Origin of the sequence: Bradyrhizobium diversitatis, assembly GCF_016031635.1 — a bacterium.
Classification (GTDB): domain Bacteria; phylum Pseudomonadota; class Alphaproteobacteria; order Rhizobiales; family Xanthobacteraceae; genus Bradyrhizobium; species Bradyrhizobium diversitatis.
Genome location: NZ_JACEGD010000041.1, coordinates 29,081 through 53,300, shown reverse-complemented (window position 1 = coordinate 53,300; position 24,220 = coordinate 29,081). Strand labels below are relative to the sequence as shown.

Here is a 24,220-nt window from a genome sequence, read left to right as displayed (position 1 = left end):
GATGCCCTTCTTGGCCCATCGATTGAAGCGGTTGTAGGCTGTTGTGTAAGGGCCATAGCGCTCCGGCAGATCGCGCCAGGGTGTCCCCGTACGCAGGACGAAGAAGATGCCGTTGAGCACCTTGCGATCATCCGGCCGCGGCCGGCCATTCTTCTTGCCTTCCGCCCCAGGTAACAGCGGAGAGATGATTGTCCACTCGGCGTCTGAAAGATCAAAGCGGGCCATCAGGACCTCCCTTTTGGGAAGCCTTGAATCACTCCGCCTCGTCACTCGCAAGGGGTTTGAGTACAGAACCTAGATGCCGAAGCGGGCGAGCGCGACCCTGATCGCGGCGCGTGGCAGCGATCCGAGCGATAGCCGGCCGATCATCGCGAGATAGGCGAAGGCTTCGCGATATCTGCCGAAGCGGACCGCTTGCATCGCCGAATAGGTGACGAGATGAATCTCGGCGGCCTGGCGCAATCCGCTCGCCGCGCCCTCGGGGAGTCGCGCCAGGATCAGCCCGTCGTCGAAGACCCGCGCGACCGCAGGCAGGAAATCCTGCGGGGTTCGCACCGCCGCGTTCATCGTGTTGGACGTATGCAGGCGATAGTCGAGCAGAAGCTTCGGCGCGAATGCGAACTCGCCGATCGCTGCAAGGCGGCACCAGCAATGCCAGTCCTCGCAATATCTGAGCGAGACGTCGAAGCCGCCGACGGCGCGGAAAGCGTCCGCACGTGTCAGCACAATGCCGCCGTTGACGATGAAGTTCCCGGCCGTGAGCTGCACCAGCACGTCGCCGGACGGCTTGCGGCGTCCCCTCAACAGGTCGCGCCGGCCGATCTGCCGTCCTTCGCCATCGATCGTATTGTAGTCGCCGTAGACGAGAATCGCGCGCGGAGCGCCGCGCGCCGCCGACAGCAGCGCCGCGACCGCACCGGGCCGCAGGCGGTCGTCGGCATCCAGGAAGAGAAGCCACTCGCCGTTCGCATGCCGGGCGCCGAGATTGCGTGCCGCCGACACGCCGGCAGCGTCGTTGTGCAACAGGCGCAGCCGCGGATCGCGCACGGCGCGGACGATTGCCACGGTATCGTCGGTCGAGCCGTCGTCCACGACGATCACCTCGCCGACATCGCCTTGCGTCAGCGCGCTCGCGAGAGTTTCGGCGAGATAGGCTGCTGCGTTCTTGGCGGGAATGACAATGGACACCGCGACCGAATTCGCCGGCAGCAGGCTGCGCAGGCCCGCCGGCGCGCGCGGCGCAACCGGAAGTTCGAGAACGTCGTCGGCGGTGATCAAGCGGCGGCTCGTCTTTTAATGGACTATTAACCAGGGCGCATCTGCCGCGCTGCCAACGCCAGCGAAGGCAATCTCGGCCGTTGCGGATGATATCCCCATTACGGTCGCAGCGTCGCCGCGAAGGTCTGCGCGGCGCCGGTTTCGTGTATTAGCGTTAAGCCGGTGCCATCGCGCCGGTACCAAATCTGGAAGAGTGCGGCTGCAGCCCGGCTGCACCAGTGTCCGCCATCGTCGCGATGCTGGTTGACGGAAGGTTAACGGGGATGAGCTAGAACCTGGAGCTTCCCCGGCTCCATCACCTGCCCATGGATTGCAGCTTGGATCGCAGCGCCGCTGACATCACCGACGTCGAGACCCGGTCGTTCGGCCACGTCCTGCGCGATAGGCTCGCGAGGCTGAATGCCGCGCACGCGGCGCGCTGCCTCGTCGCCGTCGCGGCGCTGCTGCTGGTGCTGGTCACGCTCGATCCGTTCCCGGACCTGCGCAATCCCGACCTCGTCGCCGTCGTCGGCGGACGCATGGCACTGACCTACATCTCCTTCGGCCTCCTGGCTGTGGTCGCGGTTCTGCTCGCCGCCGCCACCGATGCTCCGTCGCTGAGGACCCTGGTGACGCCGCTGCACCTCTGCCTCGTCGGCTGGCTGCTGATCAACATCGCCTTCTCCGAGAACCGCGGCGTTTCGCTCCAGCGGTTCGTGCTCGCGGCCAGCGTGACCTCGCTCGCCGTCTTGCTGCCGCTGTTGCCGCCGACGCAGCGCAGCTTCAATTTTTGCCTCGGTATCGCCGCGCTCGTGCTGCTCGCGCTCTGCTATCTCGGCGTCTTCCTCGCGCCGCAATACGCGATCCACACGGCCCTCGACATCACCGAGCCGCAACTTGCCGGCGACTGGCGCGGCAGCTTTGCCCACAAGAATATCGCTTCGCCGGTGATGACGATCCTGGTCTATGTCGGCATCTACCTGTCCGCGGTGGGCTCGTTCGTGATGGGGCCGGCGGTCGCAGCGCTGGCCGGCATCTTCCTGATCTTCACCGGCGGCAAGACGTCCTCGGTGCTGTGCCTTGCGATCTACGCTCTCGCCTCGCTGGTCTATGTCACGCCGGGCCTGTGGCTGAAGCGGATCATCTGCTTCGTGCCGCTGATCCTGATGAACCTTTTGACGGTCGGCAGCGTCATGAGCCCGGCGCTCGGGGCGATGACCCGGCTGCTTCCGCTCGATCCCACCTTCACCGGCCGTTCCGCGATCTGGGAGTTTGCGCTCGCGGCCGTCGCGGAGAAGCCGATCATCGGTCACGGCTATGCGGCGTTCTGGGACGACGTGACCGCGCGGCAGACCGCCCAGGGCGCCGAATGGGCGACAACCGCGGCGCACAGCCACAACAGCTATCTCGACCTCGCGGTCACCATCGGTCTGCCGGGGCTGATGCTCGTGATCCTCGCCTTCGTGGTCGCTCCGCTCGGCAACTTCCAGACGGCCCAGGCCCACAGCCGCAGCGGCGCACTGGCCAAGCTGTTCCTGACCGTGTGGTTGTTCGGCCTGTACTACGGAGCCACCGAGACCTTCCTGCTCGAACGGCAGAATCCGATCTGGTTCATGTTCGCTCTTGCCGTGGCCGGCCTGCACTTTCTGGCAAGGTTCCAATGCGTCGAGCAAATAGAGCCGAAACGCTGACAGCTTGTCGCAGCCAAGCCGCCGGTGACACCGGCTTAACGATAAGCGGCGAGGTTGCTTGTGGTCTGCAGCAAAACATAATCTATCGGGAAACATTCAGTAATCGTATGTCCAGCGGAATGACGTTTCTCAGCGTCGAGCAACTAGACGGCCAGGTGTCCAGCACGTCGGGAATCGCAATCGATTTCGCGCGTGACTGGCGGCACGTGGCCTCGCGCCTGAGCACCGGGCACCGCACCGCGTTCCAGCATGTTGACTGGCTCGACGCCTGGTACGGGGCGTTTCACGACGTCTCCCCGCTGATCGCCGTGATCTTCGATGCCGCCACTGGCAAGGACATCGCGATCGTGCCGATGATCGGCCATGTCAGGCGTGGCATCCGCATCGTCGAGTTCGCAGACCTCGGGGTCTCCGACAACAATGCGCCGATCCTGGCGCTCGATGCTACGTTGGATGCGGAGGCGACGGATGCGATCAACAAGGCGCTGATCGACGCTTTGCGCGCGTTGCCCGATCGTTTCGATCTGCTCCGCCTGAGGAAGATGCCGGCGCAGGTCGGAGGCAAGCCCAATCCGCTGGTGTCGCTCGGGCGGATCGGATCCTCCTCGCTCAACGGCAATCTCGTGCTGATGGGCGATGACTATCGCGACTACCAGGCCTCGATCAAGCGCCTGCAGATGCCGCGCTGCTGGCGAGTTTTCAGCCGCCATGCCGGCGCGCGCTTCGAGATCGCCACCAACGTCGGGCGCGCGCATGAACTGCTGGACGTGATGGATATGCAGCAGCAGGCGCGCATGCAAAAACTCGGCTCGCCGTTCGTCCTCAACGACGAGACCCATGCGCGGTTCTATCGCGAGGTCGTCCGCCATGGCGTCGCGGAAGGTTATGCCATTGCCTCGGCGCTGGTGTGCGACGAGGGCGTCGTCGCCACCGCGCTCGGCGTCAAGCATGGCGCGACCTATCTCCTGCTGCGCATCAGTCACGCCAGCGATGCATGGTCGAGCTGTTCGCCGGGTCTGCTCGTCACCGAGCGCACCATGGCCGCGCTGCATGCGCAAGGCATCCGCCGCTTCGATCTCAGCATCGGCAACCAGGACTACAAGCGGCGCTTCGGCGCCGAGAGGGTGCCGCTGACCGATGTCAGCGTGGCGCTGTCCTGGCGCGGGTTGCCCTACGCCTGGCGCGACCACGCCGCGCAGGGCCTGCGCCGCTATCCGAAACTCGCCTCCCTCGCGGCGCGGGCGATGGGCAAGGGAATCCGATAATAAAGTGCTGCAGGGTGCAGCGTTCGCGCCGGCCGAGCAGGCTCTACGATCCCGTGCAACTGGCGCAGCGAAGCCGGCCGCGCGAGGCGCGGAATAGGCTGCGACAATACCAGCGACGCGCGAGCGCCTGCGCGGGCTTGCGGATCATCTGCGCGATCAACAAGAGTTCGAAGGCCATTCGTATCGTTCTTCGTCGAATATCCTGGAGCATGATCCCGGAAGGCTGAGCAGCAGCGTTCCGAACGGATCATGCTCCAATAATAGAGCCAAAGCGCAATGACGATTCGTCCTGATCTCATTGCGCTCGAGCTGCAGATGGGGCGGCATTCCCGCATGAGAACGCCGCCCAGGTCGCATCAGCCATGCAAAGCCGAACCGTGCAGCTCAGTCGTGCAGCTCAGCCGTGCAGCTTCTTCGCGGTCTCCGCGATCTGGCGGCCCTGATAGCGTGCGCCGGCGAGCTCGTTGGCGCTGGGCTGGCGGCTGCCGTCGCCGCCGGTGATGGTGGTGGCGCCGTAGGGCGCCCCGCCGGTGACCTCGTCGAGCTTCATCTGGCCGGCGAAGCCGTAGTTCATGCCGACCACCACCATGCCGAAATGCAAGAGGTTGGTGATGATCGAGAATAGCGTGGTCTCCTGGCCACCGTGCTGGGTCGCGGTGGAGGTGAAGGCGCCGCCGACCTTGCCGTGCAGCGCGCCCTTGGCCCACAGCCCGCCGGCCTGGTCGAGGAAGTTCGCCATCTGCGAGGCCATCCGGCCGAAGCGGGTGCCGGTGCCGACGATGATCGCGTCGTAGTTGGCGAGATCCTCGATCTTAGCCACCGGCGCGGCCTGATCGAGCTTGTAGTGCGAGGCCTTCGCGACCTCGGTCGGCACCAGTTCCGGCACGCGCTTGATGTCGACGATGGCGCCGGCTTCGCTCGCGCCTTCGGCGACGGCATTGGCCATGGCTTCGATATGGCCATAGGCGGAGTAATAGAGGACGAGAACTTTGGTCATGGTGGTCTCCGTTGGATTCAGGTTTGATGGATGATTGTTCGGGTCGCCATGCCCGGGCTTGTCCCGGGCATCCACGTTCTTGTTTGCTCGTGGAAAGCCGTGGATGGCTGGGACAGGCCCGGCCATGACGGAGAGAGGACAGCTAGGCCGCGTCGACGAGCACGAGCTCTGAGTCTTCGAGCGCCGTGATCTTCAGCTTGGCCTCGTCGCGGATCGCGGCGCCGTCGCGGGCATTGACGCGGACGCCGTTGATCTCGACGGAGCCCGCCGCGGGCACGAGGTAGAGATGCCGCGACTGCTGCGGCTCGTACTCGGCGCTCTCGCCGGCCTTCAGCGTGGTGGCGAGCACCCGCGCGTCGGCGCGGATCGGCAGTGCGTCCGCATCGTCCCCGAAGCCGCTCGCAATGGTGACGAGCTTGCCGGAGCGGTCCGCCCTCGGGAACGGTTTCGAGCCCCAGGTCGGCTGGCCGCCTCGCGCGGTCGGCTCGATCCAGATTTGGAAGATCCGCGTCCTGGTCGGCTCGAGATTGTATTCGGAGTGGCGGATGCCGCTGCCGGCGCTCATCACCTGCACGTCGCCCGCTTCAGTCCGGCCCTCGTTGCCGAGGCTGTCCTGATGGGTGATTGCGCCCTCGCGCACATAGGTGATGATTTCCATGTTGGCGTGGGGATGGGCGGGAAAGCCGGTGTTCGGTGCGATCTCGTCGTCGTTCCACACCCGCAAGGCGCCGTGGCCCATGTTGTTCGGGTCATAGTGGCTGGCGAAGGAGAAATGATGCTTGGCCTTGAGCCAGCCGTGGTCGGCACCGCCGAGCTTTGCGAAAGGTCTGAGTTCGATCATCTGCATAATTCCCTTTACTTGAACAGGTTGCGCCTTGATCAGGCGCCGAACCCGCCGTCGACATTGAGCACCGTGCCGGTGACGAAGGAGGCCTCCGGGCTTGCGAGGAAGAGGATTCCGGCTGCGACTTCCTCGGGACGGCCGAAGCGCTGGAGCGCGTGCTGCTTGCGCTGGGTCTCGGCGAACTCGCCGCCGTCCTTCGGATTCATATCGGTGTCGATCGAGCCGGGCTGCACCACGTTGACGGTGATGCCGCGCGGTCCGAGGTCGCGCGCCGCGCCCTTGGTGTAACCGACCACGGCCGCCTTGGTCGCGACGTAGTCGGCAAGGCCCGGGAACGAGGCGCGGTCGGCGAGCATCGAGCCGACGGTGACGATGCGTCCGCCTTCACCCATCAATTGCGAGGCGGCGCGGATCGCCGCGATCACGCCGTGCACGTTGATAGCATCCTGGCGGGCAAACGCGTCTGGGTCGGCTTTGGGATCGTCGATCGCGCCGCCGGCGGCAACGCCGGCGTTGTTGACGAGGATATCGAGATGGCCGAACTCCTTGGCGACATCGTTGACGAGCTGCGTCACGTCCTTCGCGGAAGCCTGGTCCGCCTTGAAGGCGCGCGCCCTGACGCCCTTCGCCTTCAATTCAGCGACGACGGCCTCGGCCTTCTCGGGCGAAGCGACGTAGCTGATGGCGACATCCGCGCCTTCATCGGCGAGAGCGCGAGCAGAAGCCGCGCCGATGCCGCGCGAGCCGCCGGTGACGAGGGCAACCTTGCCTGAGAGCTTCTTGGTCATTGGATTTCTCCATTTCCTGAATTTCCGATGACCTTTGGATAAGCTTCCGCCTGTGGTATAGAAATAGAAACTGTTGAAACTCATTGTTTCCTTAACCGCCCTTTTAAGGCCGCTCGCATGGCAAAACTCCCCGATTTCGAAGCGCTCGCGATTTTCGCAAAAGTCGTGGAATTACGGTCGTTTGCGGGGGCGGCGAGCGAGCTGGCGATGTCCAAGGCGACGGTGTCCAAGGCAGTGACCCGGCTGGAGGAGCGGCTCGGCGCGCGGCTGTTCAACCGCACCTCGCGGCGGCTCGCGCTGACCGACGCCGGGCACAAGCTGGCGGAGCGCGCGACGCGGTTGCTGGCCGACGGCGAGGCGGCGGAGAACGAGGCGCTGGCGCAATCGGTCGCGCCGCGCGGGCTGGTGCGGCTCGCCGTCCCCATGACGTTCGGCATCAAGGCCGTGGCGCCGCTGCTGCCGGAGTTCTTCGAGGCCTATCCGGAAGTCTCGGTCGATCTGCACTTGAGCGATGCGACCATCGATCTGATCGGCGAGGGCTTCGACATGGCGGTGCGGATCGCGCGGCTGCCGGACTCTTCGCTGATCGCGCGGCGGCTCTTCACCATGCCGCGCTACACGGTCGCCGCGCCGTCATACCTGAAACGCCACGGACGGCCGACGCATCCGATGCATCTCGCCCAGCACAAGTGCTTCAGCTACGCCTATCTCTCGACGCCGAACGTCTGGCACTACACCAATTCGGCCGGCGAGCAGGCCAGCGTGCGCCCTGGAGGACAGCTTCGCGTCAACAACGGCGAAGCCGTGATGCCGGCACTGATCGCCGGCCTCGGCATCGCCGAGCTGCCCGAGTTCATCGTCGGCGAAGCCATTTCCTCCGGCGAGGTCGAAGTCATCCTGAAGGACTGGACGCAGGCCGAAGGTGCCGTGCACCTGGTGACGCCGCCCGGCGGCCCGCGTCCCGCGCGCGTCGAGGCGCTCGGCGATTTCCTGGCGGCCAAGCTGCCGGGGACCTGCAAGCGGCGGACGCGCGGAAAGGCGAAGGCGTCGTAGAACGAGCACCTTCAACGACCTCGGCAATGACGGTGCTGAACTACGATATCTCCACGCCGTCGATCGCGACGATGCGCAAGCTCGGCTTCAGCGTTTCTTCCAGCTGCGACTTCAATTCGTGAACGCGCGGGTCGTTCGAACGCTTCGCGCACACCGCATATTGATGGACGGATTGCGCCAGCGCCCGCCGCGCTTCCGGTGTTCGCGTCAGCTCGGGCTTTGAAAGCCGCAAGACGATCGCGGCGAGATTCACCAGCATCTCGTCCAATGCGAGGTCGATGGTTCCAACATTTCGCATCGCTCACTCCCTCGGGAGGGGCAACAGCCGGTCCCCGGGAGGCGTTCCCGGCTCCCCCGGATATGGTTAGCGCTTCGTAAACATCTCGCTTCTTGCCCATCGCCGCGCCAGGCTGGAGCGAAACGAATCTTCATGAGAAGACCGGCATGGTAGAGCAGTCCTAGAACCCGGTGCGCAGCATGCCTCGCACCGTGTGCCGGTCATATCCCGGCGCAAACGCGCCCTCGTAGGACGCCTTGAACGAGGTCGCGGTCGTGAGATCCCACCGCATCTCCGCGCCGGTGAGCGCGACCGTGCGCGCGCGTTCGACGCCGGTGATCGCGAAGGGAATGCCGGGGGCCCCCTCTAGGGCCGCCGTGGTGGACGCCGCGCTGCCGGTAAATTCGTGGCGGACGGCGAGGGTCGCGCCGAATTGTGCCGTCTGGCCGTTCGGCATCATCGCTTGGTAATGGCTGCGCAGGCCTGCCGTGCCATAGGCGACGTCGAACCTGCCGGACTGCACCAGCTGGTTTACGCCCGGTGCACCCGCTTCGGACAGACTGCCTTGCCGTGTCGAGTACCAGTCGGCCTTGGCGAACGGCTCCGCCGTGAACCCCCATCCGATCGCAAAGGGGCGTGCGATACCGAGCGAGGCGGCAAAGGTGTTCGCCCGCGAGGAGGCGGTCGCAGTTTCGCCGAGGAACGCGATCGAGCGAGAGGATTCGAGCGCCGCGAAGGAATAGCTGATGGCGGATGCGAGATTGAAGCCGCCCCTCTCGCCGCGCGCGTAGAAGCCCACATGGCCGGCATTGGCGTCGATCCGGTCGGCGCGGCCGGCCATCCGCAGCTGGCCGGTCGATGCGCCGATCGCAAGGCCTGCCGTGAAGCCAGGCATGTGCCAGAGATCGGCGCCGAGTGCTGCGCCGGCAACGGTCGTGTTCGTTCCGAAGGCAATGCCGCTCGCCGCCACCTTGTCCCAATTGCCATAGCCGCCGAACCAGACGCTCCGCGCGGGCGTGAGGCGCCGGCCGGCGAGAGCCTTGCCGATCGGATCCGCCGGCTCCGGGGCGTAGGCGGTGGCCGACATGCGCAGGGTTTCGCCGCGCGACTGCGTGCCCGCATTCCACATGAAGGTCTAGAACATGTCGGCCTGATCGGCAACGAAGCGGCGTCCATCGGCGTGAACTTGACCGGCAAGATCATCGAGGCCGGCCTTGATGCCGGACGCATCGAGTGCGGCGAGCGTGTTGATCGCCGTGGTCAGCGTCCCCGATGCGCCGCCGAGCTGTGCCTGGTCGAGTGCGCCGGCCACCGCAGCCTGGTTCGGCGTCAGCCCCGACAACGTTCCGAAGCCGCCGATCTGCTGCAGAATGAAATAGACGTTGTTGACGTCGTAGCTGAGCTGGCCCGAAACCAGCGGGCTGCCCGACGTCGTGAGGCTGGCGAAACTGCCGCTGACGCCGCCCGTCGCGGTCAGGATCGTATACTGGGTGTTGGCGATGAAACCGGTGCCGAGCGGCACGATCTGCACCGTGCCGCCATTCAGCGTTGCGGTCCCGGTTGCTGCGATCCTGTCGGACTGGCCGGCAGCATTGATCTCGACCTCGAAGGTCGATCCGGTATTGAAGGCGACGTTGCCATTAACGTTGAGCGTGCCGATCGAACTGCCGGGTGCGACCGTGCCGCCACTGTTGACGGCGAGCCCACCCACCGTGCCGGTGCCGCCGAGATAGCCGCCGTTGACGGCGACCACGGACGGCAGCGTGCCGTTCACGAGGAGGCCGCCGGCGTCCACCGTCGTCGTGCCGCTGAAGGCGGTGGTGCCGGTCAGCGTCCAGACCGAGGAGCCGGTTTTCTTCAGCTGCTCGAATCCGTCATATTGGAGAGCCGTGCCGATATTGCTGAGGTCGAACGAGGCGTTGCCGATGCCGCCGAAATTCAGCGTGTCGGTGCCGGTCCCGCCGCGTACTGTCCCGGTGATCGTCGAGCCCGGAGCGAGGGTGAGCGAATCATCGCCCCCGGACAGATCGATCGCCCCGCTGCCGCCGCCCGAGATGGTTCCGGAACTGAGAATGGTGTCGGCGCCGGTAGAGCCCTGGATCGCGATGAAGAAGCCGCCGGAGATCGTGCCGCCATTGATGAGTGTATTGCCGCCGGCGATGAATTGCACGCCGGTATGGCCGCCGCCGATCGATCCGCTGTCATAGACGAGGACGACATTGCCGTTCGACGTCCCGCTGATTCGGAGCCCCGTCGTGTTTGCTCCGGTGCCGACTGCCGTCCCGCGGATGTTGATGAGATTGTTGCTCGAATTGTCGATGACGATCGCCGCCTCGGCGTTGCCCGTACCCTCCGCGATCCCGCCGGCCGCGATCGTCACGGTGTTGCTGTTCGATCCGTTGGAGAGCAGAAGCATTCCGCTGTAGGTCGAGACCGTCGCTTGGTTGTTGACGGTTACATGCGAAGCGATGGTGCCGTCGAAAGTGATCGCCGGAATTCCGGCCCCCGGCGTGAGCGAGGTCGTCGTCCCGTCGCCGACGTTGACCGTGGCGTTGCTGCTGCCAGTGGCGTTGATGTGATCGGTGTTGCCGACGCCGGTGCAGGTCGCGACATCGCCCGAATTGAGCGCGCCGATCGTGCCGGTGCCGGCCACGGTGCAGGCGGCGAGAGCCGGAACAGGAATCAGGGCGATCGGCGGAGCGAGCATGAGCGTCAGCACCGTCGTGACAAGCAGCCTGTTGCGCAGCTTCGTGACCATGGCCTCTCGTTCACGGGCTGGTATTGCGGTCGGCATCGACAATTCCCTCGTTGCAGCAATTGATTGCTAGCGGGGGCGTCGCTTCCGTTCTTGGTAATATGCGAAACGGTCTATGGTCATAGGCGCAAGCGACCGTTTTGCTCCGGCTCTGTTGCCGCACTACAACGGACAGTAACGCCGGCGCGCGATGCGTTGCTGCCGCACGTGGACAAAAGCGAAAATCCGGATGGCTTGAGACGCAGCTGGATCTGAAGTCGGCGCCGCGGCTTAAGTTGAACAGCGACTGATGCGGGGGGCGCCACCGCTCCGCGATCCGTTGCACCGGTTGAACGGGATCAGCGACCGCTTGCCTCTGCGGCCTCAACCACGTCCCGTATCTCCGATGAACATTTCGGCGGGGCTTTGGAATGACGACCGTCGGATGCGAAGGCCGTGACGTGGACGTGGACGACAAGCCGCGGTGGAAGCGGGTTCCAGGCGCCTTTCACGTTTTTTTGTTGAAGCAGAACCTTCCTGCGCCTCATTGATTGAGGAGCCTTTGAATGAGCCTGGAAGGATATGAAACATGCGAACAGAGCGGATCGCGCTAGGTGTGGCGCTCGCAGTCGGCGTCCTGGCACAGAACGCTGCGTCCGCGCAGGAATACCGCGGCACGATGGAACAGCAGATGGCTTGTACGCCCGATGTATGGCGTCTGTGCAGCGACCAGATTCCCGATGTGAATCGCATCACGGCTTGTTTGCAGCAGAACACGCCGCAGCTCTCGAGCGGCTGCCGCGCGGTGTTCCAGTCCAACAACCAGATGCCGCAACAACAGGCGGTGCCGCGCAATCGCGCCGCTCCGCCACCGCGTTACAACGCGGCGCCGCCACCTCCGCCCGCACAGCCGCAGCCTTACGACGAGGATGATTAGCCGCCCGGAAGCATGATCCGGAAAAGTGCGCGGCGGTTTTCCGAAAGGATCATGCTCAAACAACGAGCTCAATCGCGATGACGATTCGTCCTCATCTGATCGCGATTTAGGGACGATGCTCACAGACATCGACCCACTCGGCGGCGACCAGCTCGGCCAGCCGATCGGGCGTGATCCGCACCGCGCTGTGGGTCGAGCCTGCGGCCGGAACCACGACGTCGAACGCCTTCAGCGAGACATCGCAATAGATCGGCAGCGGCGATTTCAGGCCGAAGGGGCAGACGCCGCCAACCTCGTGCCCGGTGATGTCGGCGACTTCCTCCAGACCCAGCATCTTCGGCTTGCCGCCGAACTGCGCCTTCACCTTCTTGTTGTCCATGCGTGAGGTGCCGGCGGCGACGATCAGGATCACGCTCTCGCCGATCCGCAACGACAGCGTCTTGGCGATCCGTCCCGGCTCGACGCCATAGGCTTCGGCCGCCAGCGCCACGGTCGCGGAGCTGATTGGGGATTCGATGACGGAGATGTCGGGGGCTTTCTCGGCGAAGAAGGCGCGAACGGATTCCAGACTCATTCCGGGCAGCTCATTCCAATCTCACAGGCGGGGCGACCCTTACGCGATTCCTGGCAGCTCGGAGAGCGAGCGGACGCGGTGGTCCGGCGCAAAGCCAAGCTCGTCCATCTGGGTACGGATCGCCCTAAACATGGTGAGCGGTGCCACGAGTTCGTTCTCGACGCAAGCCAGCGCCATGGCTTCGGGCGTGACGCGTTCGATCCAGGCAACGTTCAATCCGAAGGATTTCGCACCAGCAACGTCCCAGGGATTGGAGGAGACGAACAGAACCTCATCAGGCGCGGTGCCGAGCATCTCGCCGATCAGCTCATAGGCCTCCGGGCTCGGCTTGAAGATCTTCTTCGCGTCGACGCTGATGGTGGCATCGAGCAGGGCATCGAGGCCCGAATTGCGTACGAGCGCATTGAGCATGTCCGGGCTGCCGTTGGAAAGGATGGCCAGCTTGCGCGGCTTTAGCGCCGTGAGCGCTGCCGTCGCGTCCGGATAGAGATCGAGCTGCAGGTATTTCTCGATCACACGCTCGAATGCGTCGTTCTCGTATGCGAGTCCCAGCATTCGGAGCGTATAGGCGAGCGAGTCACGGGTGACGGCGGCAAAATCCTGGTAGCGTTGCATCAGCGAGCGCAGCCAGGTGTATTCGAGCTGCTTGATGCGCCAGACCTGCGTGATGATCTCACCATAGCCCGGAAACGCATCCTCGGTGATGTCGGCGACCGACTGGATGTCGTACAGCGTTCCGTAGGCGTCGAATACGACGGCTTTCATGCTCATGACCCGTTCCCTTGGATCGTTGCAGGCGCGCGGACCGACTATACCGATGCGGACCGCTTACTGTCGTTTTGTATTCCAGGTCGCCCGCTCGGCGAAGACCCGGCTGACCTCCGCCATGTGCTCGGTCCCCCACGTGCAGAGCGGCACCAGCGCTTGGGCGAGGCTGTGACCCAAGGGGGTGAGACTGTAGTCCACACGCGGCGGCACCTCCTTGTAGTCGGTCCGCTTGATCAGGCCGTCGGCCTCCAGCTCCTTGAGCTGCTGGATCAGCACCTTGTCGCTGACGTCGCGCACGGCTCGACGGAGTTCGCCATAGCGGGTCGGGCCGTCCTGGGCGAGGAAGTAGAGGATCAGCGGTTTCCACTTGCCGGAGACGACCCGCAGGGTCGCATCCAGGCCGCAAGTGAAGCCGGGCAGATTCGGCGTGCAACGCGGGACGTCTGCTTGAGCCTGCGCCGGCGGGGAGAGGAGGTCTGAACGATCTGACGACATTTTTTTGGGTACTTACCAAAAGGTGCATACTTGTCGATAGGTGGGTAGCCCGCCAGCTCAGTGCAACCCTAGTGAAGGAGCACATCATGAGCAGACTACAAGGCAAGACGGCGGTGGTGACAGGCGGCGGAACCGGCATTGGGCTGGGAGCCGCCAAACGGTTCGTCGACGAGGGCGCGTTCGTCTACATCTTCGGGCGGCGGCAGGAGCCGCTCGACGCCGCCCTCGCGCAGCTGGGGTCCTCGGCGCGTGCCGTAAGAGGCTCGGTCACGGATCTGTCCGACCTCGACCGGCTATACGCGACGGTCAAAGCCGAACGCGGCGGACTCGACATCCTGTTCGCCAATGCCGGGACCGGACTGTTTGCGCCGCTCGGCGAGATCACGCCCGAGCACTACGATCACATCTTCGACGTCAATGTGAAGGGGCTGGTGTTCACGGTGCAGAAGGCCTTGCCGCTGATGCGAAAGGGATCGTCGATCATCCTGACCGGTTCGAGCACGGGCGTGATGGGCACGCCGCAATTCAGCATCTACAGTGCGACCAAGGCGGCGATCCGCAACCTTGCGCGCAGCTGGGCGCTCGACCTGCGCGGCACCGGCATCCGCGTCAATGTGCTGTCGCCGGGGCCGACCAAGACGGAGCTGGCATTGGAGATCGTCGGCGAGGAAGCATTCGATGCGCTCGGAAGTGCGACGCCGATCGGGCGAGTGGGCGACCCTTCCGAGACGGGAGCGGCGGCTGCGTTCCTGGCCTCCTCGGACAGCAGCTACATGACCGGCGGCGAGGTCTTCGTCGATGGCGGCCTCGCGCAGGTCTGAGGCCTCGTTCACCTCTCCCGCTTGCGGGAGAGGTCGGCGCGCCTCGGACGATGCGAAGCATCGTTCCCGCGCGCCGGGTGAGGGCTTTCTCCTCTTGGCGATTGTCCCATTGCGGAAACACCCTCTCCCCGACCCTCTCCCGCAAGCGGGAGAGGGAGTTCGCCTGCGTTGTCGCAATCAACCTGATCTCATCGCCTTCCTAGATCCCCAGCAGCTTGCGCGCGTTGGCCTTCAAGACCTTCGGCCGGATCTCGTCGCGGATCTCGATCTTGGCGAAGTCGGACAGCCAGCGGTCCGGCGTGATCACCGGCCAGTCCGAGCCGAACAGCATCTTGTCCTGCAGGATCGAGTTGATGTAGCGCACCAGGATCGGCGGGAAGTATTTCGGCGACCAGCCCGAGAGGTCGATATAGACGTTCGGCTTGTGGGTCGCGACCGACAGCGCCTCCTCCTGCCAGGGGAAGGAGGGATGGGCGAGGATGATCTTGAGGTCGGGGAAATCGGCCGCGACGTCGTCCATGTACATCGGGTTGGAATATTTCAGCCGCATGCCCATGCCGCCGGGCATGCCGGAGCCGACGCCGGTCTGGCCGGTGTGGAACAGCGCGATCGCCCCGCCATTGTTGATCTCTTCATAGAGCGGATAGGCCATGCGGTCGTTGGCGTAGAAGCCCTGCATGGTCGGATGGAATTTGAAGCCGCGCACGCCGTATTCCTCGATCAGCTTGCGCGCCTCGCGCGCGCCGAGCTTGCCCTTGTGCGGGTCGATCGAGACGAAGGGGATGAGGACGTCAAGATGCTCGGAGGCCACCTCCAGCATCTCGTAATTGTTGTAGCGGCGGAAGCCGGTCTCGCGCTCGGCATCGACAGGGAAGATCACCGCGGCGATGTTCTTGGAGCGGTAATAGGCCGCGGTCTCCGGCACGGTCGGTGGATGCTTGTTCGGCGACTTGAAGTACTCGGCCATCTGGGCCTGGAAATCATCATAGCCATCGTCGGCGTGGCAGCCGCAAGGCTCCTCGGCATGGGTGTGGATGTCGATGGCGACGACATCGTCGATAGCAGGCAGCTTCAGCTTCGGCATTGGTTTCCTCCCGACCGGTTGCCAAATTGATTATATGATATAACGAATTTGGCAAGGCATTGCGGGAGGTTATCGGGTAGATCGGGCCGATCCGGCCGCTTCTACTGTGCATGGGGTTGTTTTCGCGAATTTGCTGGCCCGAACCGGGGCAGTGAACATTGACATCACCTCCCGCCATGCCTTAAGAACCGCCCCGTCCCGGGCGGTCGGTCCGCCAGCGGGAAAAATCTCATTTTGCCACATTCGCGCGTGCCGAAACGGTAGTGCCGAACACGGCCTTTCGAACGTTCAGGATTCTGCCATGAAGGTCCGTAACTCGCTGAAATCGCTGCGCGGTCGCCATCGCGCCAACCGCCTGGTCCGCCGCAAGGGCCGGGTTTATGTGATCAACAAGGTGCAGCGCCGCTTCAAGGCGCGGCAGGGCTGATCTCGCCCGGCCGGACGCCTTCGCGCGCCCCGCAAGACCACGGCTCACACGAGTTTGACGCCGCCTTTGCTTTGCAAGGGCGGCTTTGCGCGTTTAGACTTTCGTCATGGCAGTGAGATTCCCTTTCGCCCGTACCCTGTGCCTGGCCCTCGCGCTTGCAGCCGCCGGCCTGACTCCAGCCGTGGCGCAGCAGGTTGAGCCGCCCGGCAAGCAGAAGAAGCTGCCCGAAGCGCCGGCCAAGCTGCCCAAGGTCGATCGCGGCAAGAATCTCGATTTCCTGTTCGGCGCGCTGAAGGCCGCTCCCGATGAGGCCAGCGCCAAGCATGTCGAGGCGCGGATCTGGGCGATCTGGCTCCAGACCCCGAGCGACACCGCGGCGCTGCTGATGTCACGCGCCAAGACCGCGGTCGATGCGAAGAAGGTCGATGTCGCGATCAAGCTGCTGGATTCGGTCATCAAGCTCAGGCCCGATTACATCGAGGCCTGGAATCGGCGGGCGACGCTCTATTACATGCAGAACGACTATGGCCGCTCTCTCGCGGATATCCAGCAAGTGCTGGTCCGGGAGCCGCGCCATTTCGGCGCGCTCGCCGGCCTCGGCATGATCATGCAGGAGGTCGGCGACGAGAAGCGCGCGCTGGACGCCTACCGCAAGGCGCTCGCCGTCAATCCGCACCTCGAAAAGATCCCCGATCAGGTCAAGGCGCTGACCGAGAAGGTCGAAGGCCGCGACATCTAGGGCATGATCGGTCAGGGAACGCAGCAGTTTTCCGAAGAAGATCGTGCTCAAGACAATAGGGACAAGTTGATCAGCTGCCGAGCGGTTGCGGCGTGTCCGGATTAACCACGATCCGAAGCGGGCCGTCGCGAGGGCTATTGCCGGACCTGCTGCAGGCCTACCTGCAGGGCAGGGAGCACAGCCATGAAGCGTTTGGGAGTAGCAGCCATATTGCTGCTCGCGTCGGGAGCGGTGAGCTTCGCCGACGGATTGTTCTGGGTGGTCGGCAACCGCGCCACTGGAAAATGCAATATCGTGACCAGCAATCCCGTGATCATCGGCGATATCTGGTTCGGCGACGGTCCCTACAAATCCAGGGCCGATGCCAAGCTTGCCCGTTCGACGATCCGCGTCTGTCCCCCGGTCACGCCCGAGGAGGAGAAAGAGGAAGACGGTACGGACTAGCCTGCGCTTAATGCAGGACGCTGCTGCCGCGCTCGACGAGGCCGCGGGCGGCGGCCGCGGCGTAAGCCTTTGCGAGCTCGGTCTCGAGATGCTCGTTGATCAGGAGCAGAGCCCGCACGGCACCGCGCAAGTCACCATTGCAGCTCGCGACAATTTCGTCGATTGCAGTGTCGTTCGATCTGAAGCTCATTGAAAATTCTCCGGTCAAACCAGGACAAATCCTGCCGGTCTTTCCCGCATCGCCCGAGGCTGCGAGGAGGATCGGCACCTACCCGCGCCTAGATGGCGGAACCGACCGTGGCGATTATATGGAAGCGGCGATGACGGCTGCATGAAGCTGGTCCGGGGCTTGCGTGCTCTCCTAAATATCGTTGATTTTACTGTATTTTCTCGTTCCGCAATTATGCACATATCCACAGCCCCGGGATTTTCAGTGGAAGCGCGGAAAGCCGGCGGCGAAACTGCCGTGCGATCAGACCCGTAGCTGCCTCGTGCCCAGGACCACCCGGATTTTCTCCATGATCGTGATGTCAGTCGTGACGGCGCTGGTCCTGTTGGCACTGGTCACGCAGGCGGGAATCGTCGCCGTGCAACGCGCCTTTCCCCCTCAGGGCCGGATGGTCGAGGTCGACGGCGCGAGGCTTCACGTCGTCGATATCGGTCCCCGCGATTCGGGCCTTCCGATCGTGATGCTCCACGGCGCGAGCTCCAATCTCGAAGCGATGCGACGGCCGCTCGGCGACATCCTCGCCGGGGACCGCCGCGTGATTCTGATCGATCGTCCCGGCCATGGCTGGAGCACGCGCGGGCGGCGACAGGATTCGACGCCGCAAATCCAGGCGCGGATGATCGATGAGGCGCTTCACAAGCTCGGGATCGATCGCGCGGTCTTCGTGGTGCATTCCTGGAGCGGGGCCCTCGGCGCGCGGATCGCGCTCGATCATCCGCAGCGCGTTGCCGGTCTCGTCATGCTCGCGCCCGTCACTCATCCCTGGCGCGGCGGTGTCGGCCGCTACAACGAGATCATCGCAACGCCCGTGATCGGCCCGCTGCTCGCCTACACGATCACGCTGCCGCTCGGCTATGTCCTCGCTGAATCCGGCGCACGCAACGTCTTCCTGCCGCAAACCATGCCGGATGGCTTCGTCAAGGACTCCGCGACGCCGCTCTTGCTGCGTCCGCGCGAGTTCATCGCCAATGCCTATGATCTGGTGACTCTGAAAGAGTCGGTCGCCGCGCAAGTCGCGCGCTACGGCGAGATAAAGGCGCCGGTCACGATCGTTGCCGGTGAGCCCGACAAGACGGTGAAAACCGGCATCCACGCGCGCCCGTTCGCCGCAGCGGTGCCCAATGCGAAGCTGATCGTGCTGCCCGACCTCGGCCACATGGTGCAGAATGCCGTGCCGGATCTCGTGAAGGCGGAGATCGAGACGATGATCGGCAGGATCGTCCCGGCGCAGGCGGCCGCCGATTAAGGCGCTCTCGAGCGAAGTGGATATCAGTTCGCGTGAAGAAAACGCGTCAGCTCTGGCGGCCGCCCCTTGCGGGCCTACTGCTTGATCTTCCCGTCCTTGTCGTATTGGGCGAGGAAGGCCCAGAGATTGTTGATCTCGGTCTCGTTCTTGATGCCGGCGAACGCCATCTTGGTGCCGGGAATCTTGGCCTTGGGGTCCTTGATATATTCCTTGAACGTGGCCTCATCCCAGGTGATGCCGGAATTCTTGTTCGCGTCCGAGTAATTGTAGTCCGGCGCGGTTCCCGACTTGCGGCCGTTGAGGCCGTTGAGCTCGGGGCCGACCTTGTTCTTGGCGCCTTCGCCGATCGCGTGGCAGGCCAGGCATTTGTTGAACGACGTCTTGCCGGCCGCGACATCCTGCGCCATCGCGGCAGGTGCGGTGGCAATCACGGTGAGGATCGTCAGTGCGCCAAAAGTCAGTTTTGTCATCGGGTGCTCTTCGTCTCTTCCCTGGTGGGTCTGGTCAGTCTCTTGCCTGATCGACAATCGCCGGCCCGCCGCTTTTGGCAGGCCTGTTCGGCTTGGACAAGCCATCAAACCATGACAGGTTTCACGATTTCCTACTTGTCCCAGAGCGAACTCGCGGAACATCGTCGATCCGACTTTCGGATGGCCTACCCAAACAGGCGCGGACGTGATTGATTTGCCGCGACAAATTTGATCGTGAGCGACGAGCCGGAAGGATATGTCATGACCATCATGATGCCTGCGAGCGACCAGGCGGTGCTCGCGCGCCGCGCGGAGATCATTGCTGCGTTGCGCGCAATCGTCCCCGGTGAGGGCGTGATCGACAGCGCAGCCGAGATGCGGGCGTATGAGTCCGACGGGCTGACCGCCTACCGCCAGCCGCCGATGGTCGTGGTGCTGCCCGATACGACCGAGCAGGTCTCGCTCGTCCTGAAATATTGTGCTGCGCAAGGCATCAAGGTGGTGCCGCGCGGCTCCGGCACGTCGCTGTCCGGCGGCGCGCTGCCGCTCGAGGACGGCGTGCTGCTGGGGCTCGGCAAGTTCAAGCGCATTCGCGAGATCGATTTCGACAATCGCGTCGTCGTCACCGAGCCCGGCGTCACCAACCTTGCGATCAGCCAGGCGGTCGCGCATGCCGGCTTCTACTATGCGCCCGATCCGTCCTCGCAGATCGCCTGCTCGATCGGCGGCAATGTCGCCGAGAATTCCGGCGGCGTGCATTGCCTGAAATACGGCATGACCACCAACAACGTGCTCGGTTGTGAGATCGTGCTGATGAGCGGCGAGATATTGCGCATCGGCGGCAAGGGGTGCGAGAACGCGGGCTACGATCTGATGGGCGTCATCACCGGCTCGGAAGGCCTGCTCGGTGTCATCACCGAGATCACGGTGCGCATCCTGCAGAAGCCGGAGACGGCGCGCGCGTTGATGGTCGGCTTTGCGCAAGTCGAGGCGGCCGGCGAATGCGTGGCGCGCATCATTGGTGCCGGCATCATTCCGGGCGGCATGGAGATGATGGACAAGCCGGCGATCCACGCCGCCGAGGCCTTCGTCCATGCCGGCTATCCGCTCGACGTCGAGGCGCTTCTGATCATCGAGCTCGACGGTCCCAAGATCGAGGTCGACGAGCTGATCACGCGCGTCGAGACCATCGCCAATGCCTGCGGCTCGACCACGTGCCAGATCTCGACCTCGGAGGCCGAGCGCAACCTGTTCTGGGCCGGCCGCAAGGCCGCGTTTCCTGCCGTCGGCCGCATCTCGCCGGACTATCTCTGCATGGACGGCACCATCCCGCGGGGCGCGCTGCCGAAGGCGCTTGCGCGCATCCGCGAGCTCTCGGAAAAGTACCAGCTCGGCTGCGCCAACGTGTTCCACGCCGGCGACGGCAACCTGCATCCGCTGATCCTCTATGATGCCAACAAGCCCGGCGAGATCGAACGCGCCGAAGCCTTCGGCGCCGACATCCTGCGCGCCTGCGTCGAGTTCGGCGGCGTGCTCACCGGCGAGCACGGCGTCGGCATCGAGAAGCGCGACCTGATGCCGGAGATGTTCTCCGAGATCGACCTCAACCAGCAGCAGCGGCTGAAATGCGCCTTCGATGCGCAGGGCCTGCTCAATCCCGGAAAGGTGTTTCCGACCCTGCACCGCTGCGCCGAGCTCGGCCGCATGCATGTCCATGCGGGCAAGCTGGCGTTTCCGGACATTCCGCGGTTCTAGATTCGAAGCTATCTCCCGGAGAGGAAAAGCGTCGGTCGGCGTAACGCTCTTGCAGCGGGAGTGATGTGCATTGCTGTGCCCTCGCCCCTTGTGGGAGAGGGCAGCTCCGCTGGTCAACGCGAACTCGCGCGGGTGAGGGGTATCTCTCCGCGAGTTCAGTCGTCACTTGAATTCGCGGGGAGATACCCCTCATCCGGCGCTGCGAGCTTAGACAGCGCAGCCTTCACATCAGCGCATACTGCGCCCGCTCGCGTCTCGCCAGGAGCGGCAGCGCCTGTCCCGCGATGTAGGTCTTGAAATGCGCGCTCTCCTGGTGGGCCTTGAAGGCGGCTTCGTCGCGGAACAGCTCATAGAAGAGGAACTGCGCCGGATTGTCCTTGGCGCGGCTGATCAGGAACAGCTTTACGCCTGGCTCGCCCTGCGCCTGCGGGAGGAAGCCGCGCAGGATCTCGGCAACCCGGTCGGCCTCTTCGGCCTTGGCTTCCCATTGCGCCACGACGAGAAGTCCGCCGCTGAAGGCCTGATGGACGGCTTGTTGGTTCATTGCCTGTTCGTTCATGATGGAGCTCCTTTGCGACGAGGTCTCCCATCGGTAGCAAAGCTCCGGGCGGCAATGGTTCGATGACGATCGTAGTGCGAATGTCGCAGGGTGGCACCGCGCTTCGTCACCCGTCGAATTGATTTCCTGCGCGAATTTCGCTACCGCCTTTGCCCGTGGATACGCTCAAGGTCAGAGACGCCAAAGACGTCGAAGAGGTGGTGCGCGCGGCGATTGCCAATGAGCAGCCGCTCGAGATCATCGGTCATGGCACCAAGCGCAGCATTGGCCATGTCATGGCGACCAATGCGGTGCTCGACGTCTCCGCGCTGAATGCCGTCACCTCCTACGAGCCCAACGAGCTCATCATCACGCTCCAGGCCGGCGCGCCGCTGGCCGACGTGCTGGCGCTGATCGATGCCAAGAACCAGCAATTCGCCTTCGAGCCGATGAACACCGTGCCGCTGCTGGGCACCCCCGCACTCGGGACGATCGGCGGGATGATCGCGGCCGGGCTCGCCGGTCCGCGGCGTATCCGGGCGGGCGGGGCGCGCGATCATCTGTTGGGAGCGCACGCCGTCTCGGGCTTCGGCGACAGCTTCAAGACCGGCGGCAAGGTGGTGAAGAACGTCACCGGCTACGACCTCTGCAAGCTGCTCGCCGGTTCCTGGGGCACGCTGTCGGTGATGACGGAGGTCACGCTCAAGGTGATGCCGAAGCCGGAAGCCGAGCGGACGCTGCTGCTGCGCGGGCTCGACGATGCCGCCGCCAACAAGGCCATGACCGCGGCGCTGGGCTCGCCCTTCGACGTCTCCGGTGCCGCGCATCTGCCGAAATCGGTATCCCGGGCCAGGATCGGGGGGATTGACGACATCGCGGGCCAGGGCGAGGCGCTGACCGCGCTGCGGCTCGAGGGCATCACCGCCTCCGCCGCGCACCGCGCCGGATCGCTGCGCGAATTGCTGGCGCCGTTCGGAACCGCGACGCTGGTCGAGGATGGGGCATCTGCGGCGCTGTGGGCCGCGATCCGCGATGTGCTGCCGTTTGCGGCCAGCGGCGCGCGCGGCGCCTGGCCGGTGTGGCGGATCGTCTGTCCGCCGGCCTCGGGCGCGGCACTCGGCACGCAATTGGCACGCGAGACGGGGGGCGATTTGATCTACGACTGGGGCGGCGGGCTGATCTGGGCGGCAGTGCCACCGAAGCCGGACGCGCATGCCCCGGCCGTGCGCGAGCGTACGAGCGCGGTCGGTGGGCACGCCACGCTGATCCGGGCGACCGAGGATGTCAGGCGCACGATCGACGTGTTCCAGCCGCAGGCGCCCGGGATCGCCGCCCTCAGCGAGCGGGTACGTGCCAGCTTCGATCCGAAGACCATTCTCAACCGGGGACGGCTGACGCGGGGCGCTGCGTCATGAAGACCGAATTCTCGCTCGCGCAACTCGCCGACCCCGACATCGCGGAAGCCGACAAGATCCTGCGGGCCTGCGTCCATTGCGGCTTCTGCACCGCGACCTGTCCGACCTATGTGCTGCTCGGCGACGAGCTCGATAGCCCGCGCGGCCGCATCTATTTGATGAAGGAGATGCTGGAAAAGGACCAGGCGCCGACGGCCGAGGTGGTCAAGCATATCGACCGCTGCCTGTCGTGCCTTGCCTGCATGACGACCTGCCCCTCGGGTGTGAACTACATGCACCTCGTCGACCAGGCCCGGGTCCGGATCGAGCAGCGCTATCAGCGGCCGCTGCCCGAGCGGCTGCTGCGTCAGGTGCTGGCCTTCGTCCTGCCGGACCCGCAGCGCTTCCGCATCAGCATGTGGCTGGCGCGGCTGGCCCGTCCGCTGAGCGTCCTGCTGCCGACGCCCCGGCCTTCGGCGACGCCCGGATTGGTCCAGCGCATCAAGGCGATGCTGGCGCTGGCCCCGAACCAATTGCCGCCGGCTGGGCCTGCCGCAGGCAGCGTATTCGCACCGCTCGGCAAGAAGCGCGGACGCGTGGCGCTCCTCCAGGGCTGCGCCCAGCAGGTGCTGGCGCCGCGCATCAACCAGGCCGCCATCAGCCTCCTCACCCGCCACGGCATCGAGGTGGTCCTGGTCCGGGACGAGCAGTGCTGTGGCGCGCTGACCCATCACCTTGGCAACGACCGGGATGCGCTGGCGCGAGCTCGCGCCAACGTCGCGGCGTGGCGCAAGGAAGCGGCCGGCGAGGGGCTCGACGCCATCCTGGTGACGACCTCCGGCTGCGGCACGGTCATCAAGGACTATGGCTATCTCCTGCGCGAGGACTCCGCATTCGCGGCCGATGCGGCGAAGGTGTCGGCGCTCGCCAAGGACATCACCGAATACGTCGCCGGCCTCGAACTCGCGACGACTGCGAGACAGGACGACGTCGTCGTCGCCTATCACTCCGCGTGTTCGTTGCAGCACGGGCAGAAAATCACGGGCCTTCCGAAAGAATTGCTTTCCAAGAATGGATTCGTGGTGAAAGATGTGCCCGAGAGCCATTTGTGTTGCGGCTCGGCGGGGACCTACAACATTCTCCAGCCCGAGCTTGCGGGCCGGTTGCGCGACCGCAAGGTCGCCAACATCGCAAGCGTCAAGCCGGACATGATTGCCGCGGGCAATATCGGCTGCATGGTGCAGATTGCCAGTGGCACGTCAGTTCCGGTCGTACACACGATTGAGCTTCTCGATTGGGCTACGGGCGGGTCGCGGCCGACATCGAATGCACAAGCTTGAGCTTTCAGGGGCTCGAGCTTTCGTCCGAAGGTGACGGCAGAACGACGCCCGAT

27 protein-coding genes are annotated in these 24,220 nt (G+C 64.6%); 12 read left to right on the top strand and 15 right to left on the bottom strand.

The window, feature by feature from the left end; genetic code table 11:
- On the bottom strand, positions 1-225 hold a 225-nt coding region (locus H1B27_RS33365), incomplete at its 3' end, for a transposase (protein ID WP_197968963.1).
- A 69-nt stretch (positions 226-294) separates the two neighbouring features.
- Positions 295-1,278 carry a glycosyltransferase gene (locus H1B27_RS33360; protein ID WP_197968962.1) on the bottom strand — a complete coding sequence of 328 codons (984 nt, stop codon included), beginning with the start codon at positions 1,276-1,278 and terminating at the stop codon, positions 295-297.
- A 317-nt stretch (positions 1,279-1,595) separates the two neighbouring features.
- On the opposite strand from H1B27_RS33360, the gene H1B27_RS33355 reads away from it, so the two are divergent.
- The gene (locus H1B27_RS33355) at positions 1,596-2,948 is read left to right on the top strand and encodes an O-antigen ligase family protein (protein ID WP_197968961.1); all 1,353 of its coding nucleotides are present in this window, start codon (positions 1,596-1,598) and stop codon (positions 2,946-2,948) included.
- 119 nt (positions 2,949-3,067) lie between these two features.
- The gene (locus tag H1B27_RS33350; protein WP_197968960.1) at positions 3,068-4,213 is read left to right on the top strand and encodes a GNAT family N-acetyltransferase; all 1,146 of its coding nucleotides are present in this window, start codon (positions 3,068-3,070) and stop codon (positions 4,211-4,213) included.
- 397 nt (positions 4,214-4,610) lie between these two features.
- On the opposite strand, the gene wrbA is transcribed toward H1B27_RS33350, so the two are convergent.
- The 3 genes from wrbA to H1B27_RS33335 all read right to left on the bottom strand — a co-directional run bounded on the left by wrbA (position 4,611) and on the right by H1B27_RS33335 (position 6,842).
- Complete coding sequence (gene wrbA / locus H1B27_RS33345; RefSeq protein WP_197968959.1) at positions 4,611-5,210, bottom strand: NAD(P)H:quinone oxidoreductase; 600 nt, start codon at positions 5,208-5,210, stop codon at positions 4,611-4,613.
- A gap of 142 nt (positions 5,211-5,352) precedes the next feature.
- On the bottom strand, positions 5,353-6,051 hold the full coding sequence (locus H1B27_RS33340; protein ID WP_197968958.1) for a pirin family protein: 699 nt from the start codon (positions 6,049-6,051) through the stop codon (positions 5,353-5,355).
- Between the two features lie 38 nt (positions 6,052-6,089).
- The gene (locus H1B27_RS33335) at positions 6,090-6,842 is read right to left on the bottom strand and encodes an SDR family NAD(P)-dependent oxidoreductase (protein WP_197968957.1); all 753 of its coding nucleotides are present in this window, start codon (positions 6,840-6,842) and stop codon (positions 6,090-6,092) included.
- 117 nt (positions 6,843-6,959) lie between these two features.
- On the opposite strand from H1B27_RS33335, the gene H1B27_RS33330 reads away from it, so the two are divergent.
- Positions 6,960-7,895, top strand: coding sequence for a LysR family transcriptional regulator (locus H1B27_RS33330; RefSeq protein WP_197968956.1), 936 nt, complete (start codon positions 6,960-6,962; stop codon positions 7,893-7,895).
- 40 nt (positions 7,896-7,935) lie between these two features.
- Here the strand turns inward: H1B27_RS33330 and H1B27_RS33325 are convergent, their stop codons facing one another.
- From H1B27_RS33325 to H1B27_RS33315, 3 genes are all read right to left on the bottom strand, one after another.
- Positions 7,936-8,193: a hypothetical protein gene (locus tag H1B27_RS33325; RefSeq protein WP_197968955.1), complete on the bottom strand. Its 258-nt coding sequence runs from the start codon at positions 8,191-8,193 to the stop codon at positions 7,936-7,938.
- A gap of 160 nt (positions 8,194-8,353) precedes the next feature.
- The gene (locus H1B27_RS33320) at positions 8,354-9,259 is read right to left on the bottom strand and encodes an autotransporter outer membrane beta-barrel domain-containing protein (protein ID WP_197968954.1); all 906 of its coding nucleotides are present in this window, start codon (positions 9,257-9,259) and stop codon (positions 8,354-8,356) included.
- Between the two features lie 48 nt (positions 9,260-9,307).
- The gene (locus H1B27_RS33315) at positions 9,308-10,930 is read right to left on the bottom strand and encodes a beta strand repeat-containing protein (protein ID WP_197968953.1); all 1,623 of its coding nucleotides are present in this window, start codon (positions 10,928-10,930) and stop codon (positions 9,308-9,310) included.
- Positions 10,931-11,495: 565 nt separating this feature from the next.
- Here H1B27_RS33315 and H1B27_RS33310 point away from each other — a divergent pair.
- Entirely contained in the window at positions 11,496-11,843 is a 348-nt protein-coding gene (locus H1B27_RS33310; protein WP_061879019.1) for a hypothetical protein, read from the top strand.
- 106 nt (positions 11,844-11,949) lie between these two features.
- Here the strand turns inward: H1B27_RS33310 and H1B27_RS33305 are convergent, their stop codons facing one another.
- From H1B27_RS33305 to H1B27_RS33295, 3 genes are read right to left on the bottom strand one after another with little or no spacing between them, the layout of a single operon-like run.
- On the bottom strand, positions 11,950-12,417 hold the full coding sequence (locus H1B27_RS33305) for a YbaK/EbsC family protein (protein WP_197968952.1): 468 nt from the start codon (positions 12,415-12,417) through the stop codon (positions 11,950-11,952).
- A 39-nt stretch (positions 12,418-12,456) separates the two neighbouring features.
- Positions 12,457-13,188 carry a haloacid dehalogenase type II gene (locus H1B27_RS33300; protein ID WP_197968951.1) on the bottom strand — a complete coding sequence of 244 codons (732 nt, stop codon included), beginning with the start codon at positions 13,186-13,188 and terminating at the stop codon, positions 12,457-12,459.
- Between the two features lie 57 nt (positions 13,189-13,245).
- Positions 13,246-13,605, bottom strand: a complete 360-nt coding sequence (locus tag H1B27_RS33295) for a winged helix-turn-helix transcriptional regulator (RefSeq protein ID WP_197968964.1) — start codon at positions 13,603-13,605, stop codon at positions 13,246-13,248.
- 161 nt (positions 13,606-13,766) lie between these two features.
- Between H1B27_RS33295 and H1B27_RS33290 the strand changes: the two genes are divergently transcribed.
- Entirely contained in the window at positions 13,767-14,501 is a 735-nt protein-coding gene (locus tag H1B27_RS33290; RefSeq protein ID WP_061879076.1) for an SDR family NAD(P)-dependent oxidoreductase, read from the top strand.
- A gap of 199 nt (positions 14,502-14,700) precedes the next feature.
- On the opposite strand, the gene H1B27_RS33285 is transcribed toward H1B27_RS33290, so the two are convergent.
- A complete protein-coding gene (locus H1B27_RS33285; RefSeq protein WP_197968950.1) occupies positions 14,701-15,585 on the bottom strand; it encodes an amidohydrolase family protein in 885 nt (294 codons plus the stop codon).
- 301 nt (positions 15,586-15,886) lie between these two features.
- Here H1B27_RS33285 and ykgO point away from each other — a divergent pair, with 301 nt between their 5' ends.
- The 3 genes from ykgO (at position 15,887) to H1B27_RS33270 (ending at position 17,195) form a co-directional block, all read left to right on the top strand.
- Complete coding sequence (gene ykgO / locus H1B27_RS33280; protein ID WP_006611362.1) at positions 15,887-16,012, top strand: type B 50S ribosomal protein L36; 126 nt, start codon at positions 15,887-15,889, stop codon at positions 16,010-16,012.
- Positions 16,013-16,118: 106 nt separating this feature from the next.
- Positions 16,119-16,751 carry a tetratricopeptide repeat protein gene (locus H1B27_RS33275; RefSeq protein WP_061879014.1) on the top strand — a complete coding sequence of 211 codons (633 nt, stop codon included), beginning with the start codon at positions 16,119-16,121 and terminating at the stop codon, positions 16,749-16,751.
- Positions 16,752-16,934: 183 nt separating this feature from the next.
- Positions 16,935-17,195: a hypothetical protein gene (locus H1B27_RS33270; RefSeq protein WP_028180447.1), complete on the top strand. Its 261-nt coding sequence runs from the start codon at positions 16,935-16,937 to the stop codon at positions 17,193-17,195.
- A 7-nt stretch (positions 17,196-17,202) separates the two neighbouring features.
- Here H1B27_RS33270 and H1B27_RS33265 read toward each other — a convergent pair whose 3' ends face one another.
- The gene (locus tag H1B27_RS33265; protein WP_061879013.1) at positions 17,203-17,385 is read right to left on the bottom strand and encodes a hypothetical protein; all 183 of its coding nucleotides are present in this window, start codon (positions 17,383-17,385) and stop codon (positions 17,203-17,205) included.
- Positions 17,386-17,713: 328 nt separating this feature from the next.
- On the opposite strand from H1B27_RS33265, the gene H1B27_RS33260 reads away from it, so the two are divergent.
- Positions 17,714-18,670, top strand: coding sequence for an alpha/beta fold hydrolase (locus H1B27_RS33260; protein WP_197968949.1), 957 nt, complete (start codon positions 17,714-17,716; stop codon positions 18,668-18,670).
- Between the two features lie 74 nt (positions 18,671-18,744).
- Here the strand turns inward: H1B27_RS33260 and cycA are convergent, their stop codons facing one another.
- Complete coding sequence (gene cycA / locus H1B27_RS33255; protein WP_028182288.1) at positions 18,745-19,140, bottom strand: cytochrome c-550 CycA; 396 nt, start codon at positions 19,138-19,140, stop codon at positions 18,745-18,747.
- A 261-nt stretch (positions 19,141-19,401) separates the two neighbouring features.
- Here cycA and H1B27_RS33250 point away from each other — a divergent pair, with 261 nt between their 5' ends.
- Positions 19,402-20,895 (top strand): FAD-linked oxidase C-terminal domain-containing protein, encoded by a 1,494-nt coding sequence (locus tag H1B27_RS33250; protein ID WP_061879075.1) that lies wholly within the window; start codon positions 19,402-19,404, stop codon positions 20,893-20,895.
- 223 nt (positions 20,896-21,118) lie between these two features.
- Here the strand turns inward: H1B27_RS33250 and H1B27_RS33245 are convergent, their stop codons facing one another.
- Positions 21,119-21,454 carry a putative quinol monooxygenase gene (locus H1B27_RS33245; RefSeq protein ID WP_061879011.1) on the bottom strand — a complete coding sequence of 112 codons (336 nt, stop codon included), beginning with the start codon at positions 21,452-21,454 and terminating at the stop codon, positions 21,119-21,121.
- Between the two features lie 155 nt (positions 21,455-21,609).
- Between H1B27_RS33245 and H1B27_RS33240 the strand changes: the two genes are divergently transcribed.
- Together H1B27_RS33240 and glcF are read left to right on the top strand one after the other, a co-directional pair.
- Positions 21,610-22,848 (top strand): FAD-binding protein, encoded by a 1,239-nt coding sequence (locus H1B27_RS33240; RefSeq protein ID WP_197968948.1) that lies wholly within the window; start codon positions 21,610-21,612, stop codon positions 22,846-22,848.
- Complete coding sequence (glcF, locus tag H1B27_RS33235; protein WP_197968947.1) at positions 22,845-24,167, top strand: glycolate oxidase subunit GlcF; 1,323 nt, start codon at positions 22,845-22,847, stop codon at positions 24,165-24,167. Before H1B27_RS33240 ends, glcF begins: the two co-directional genes overlap by 4 nt.
- The last annotated feature ends 53 nt before the right edge of the window (positions 24,168-24,220 follow it).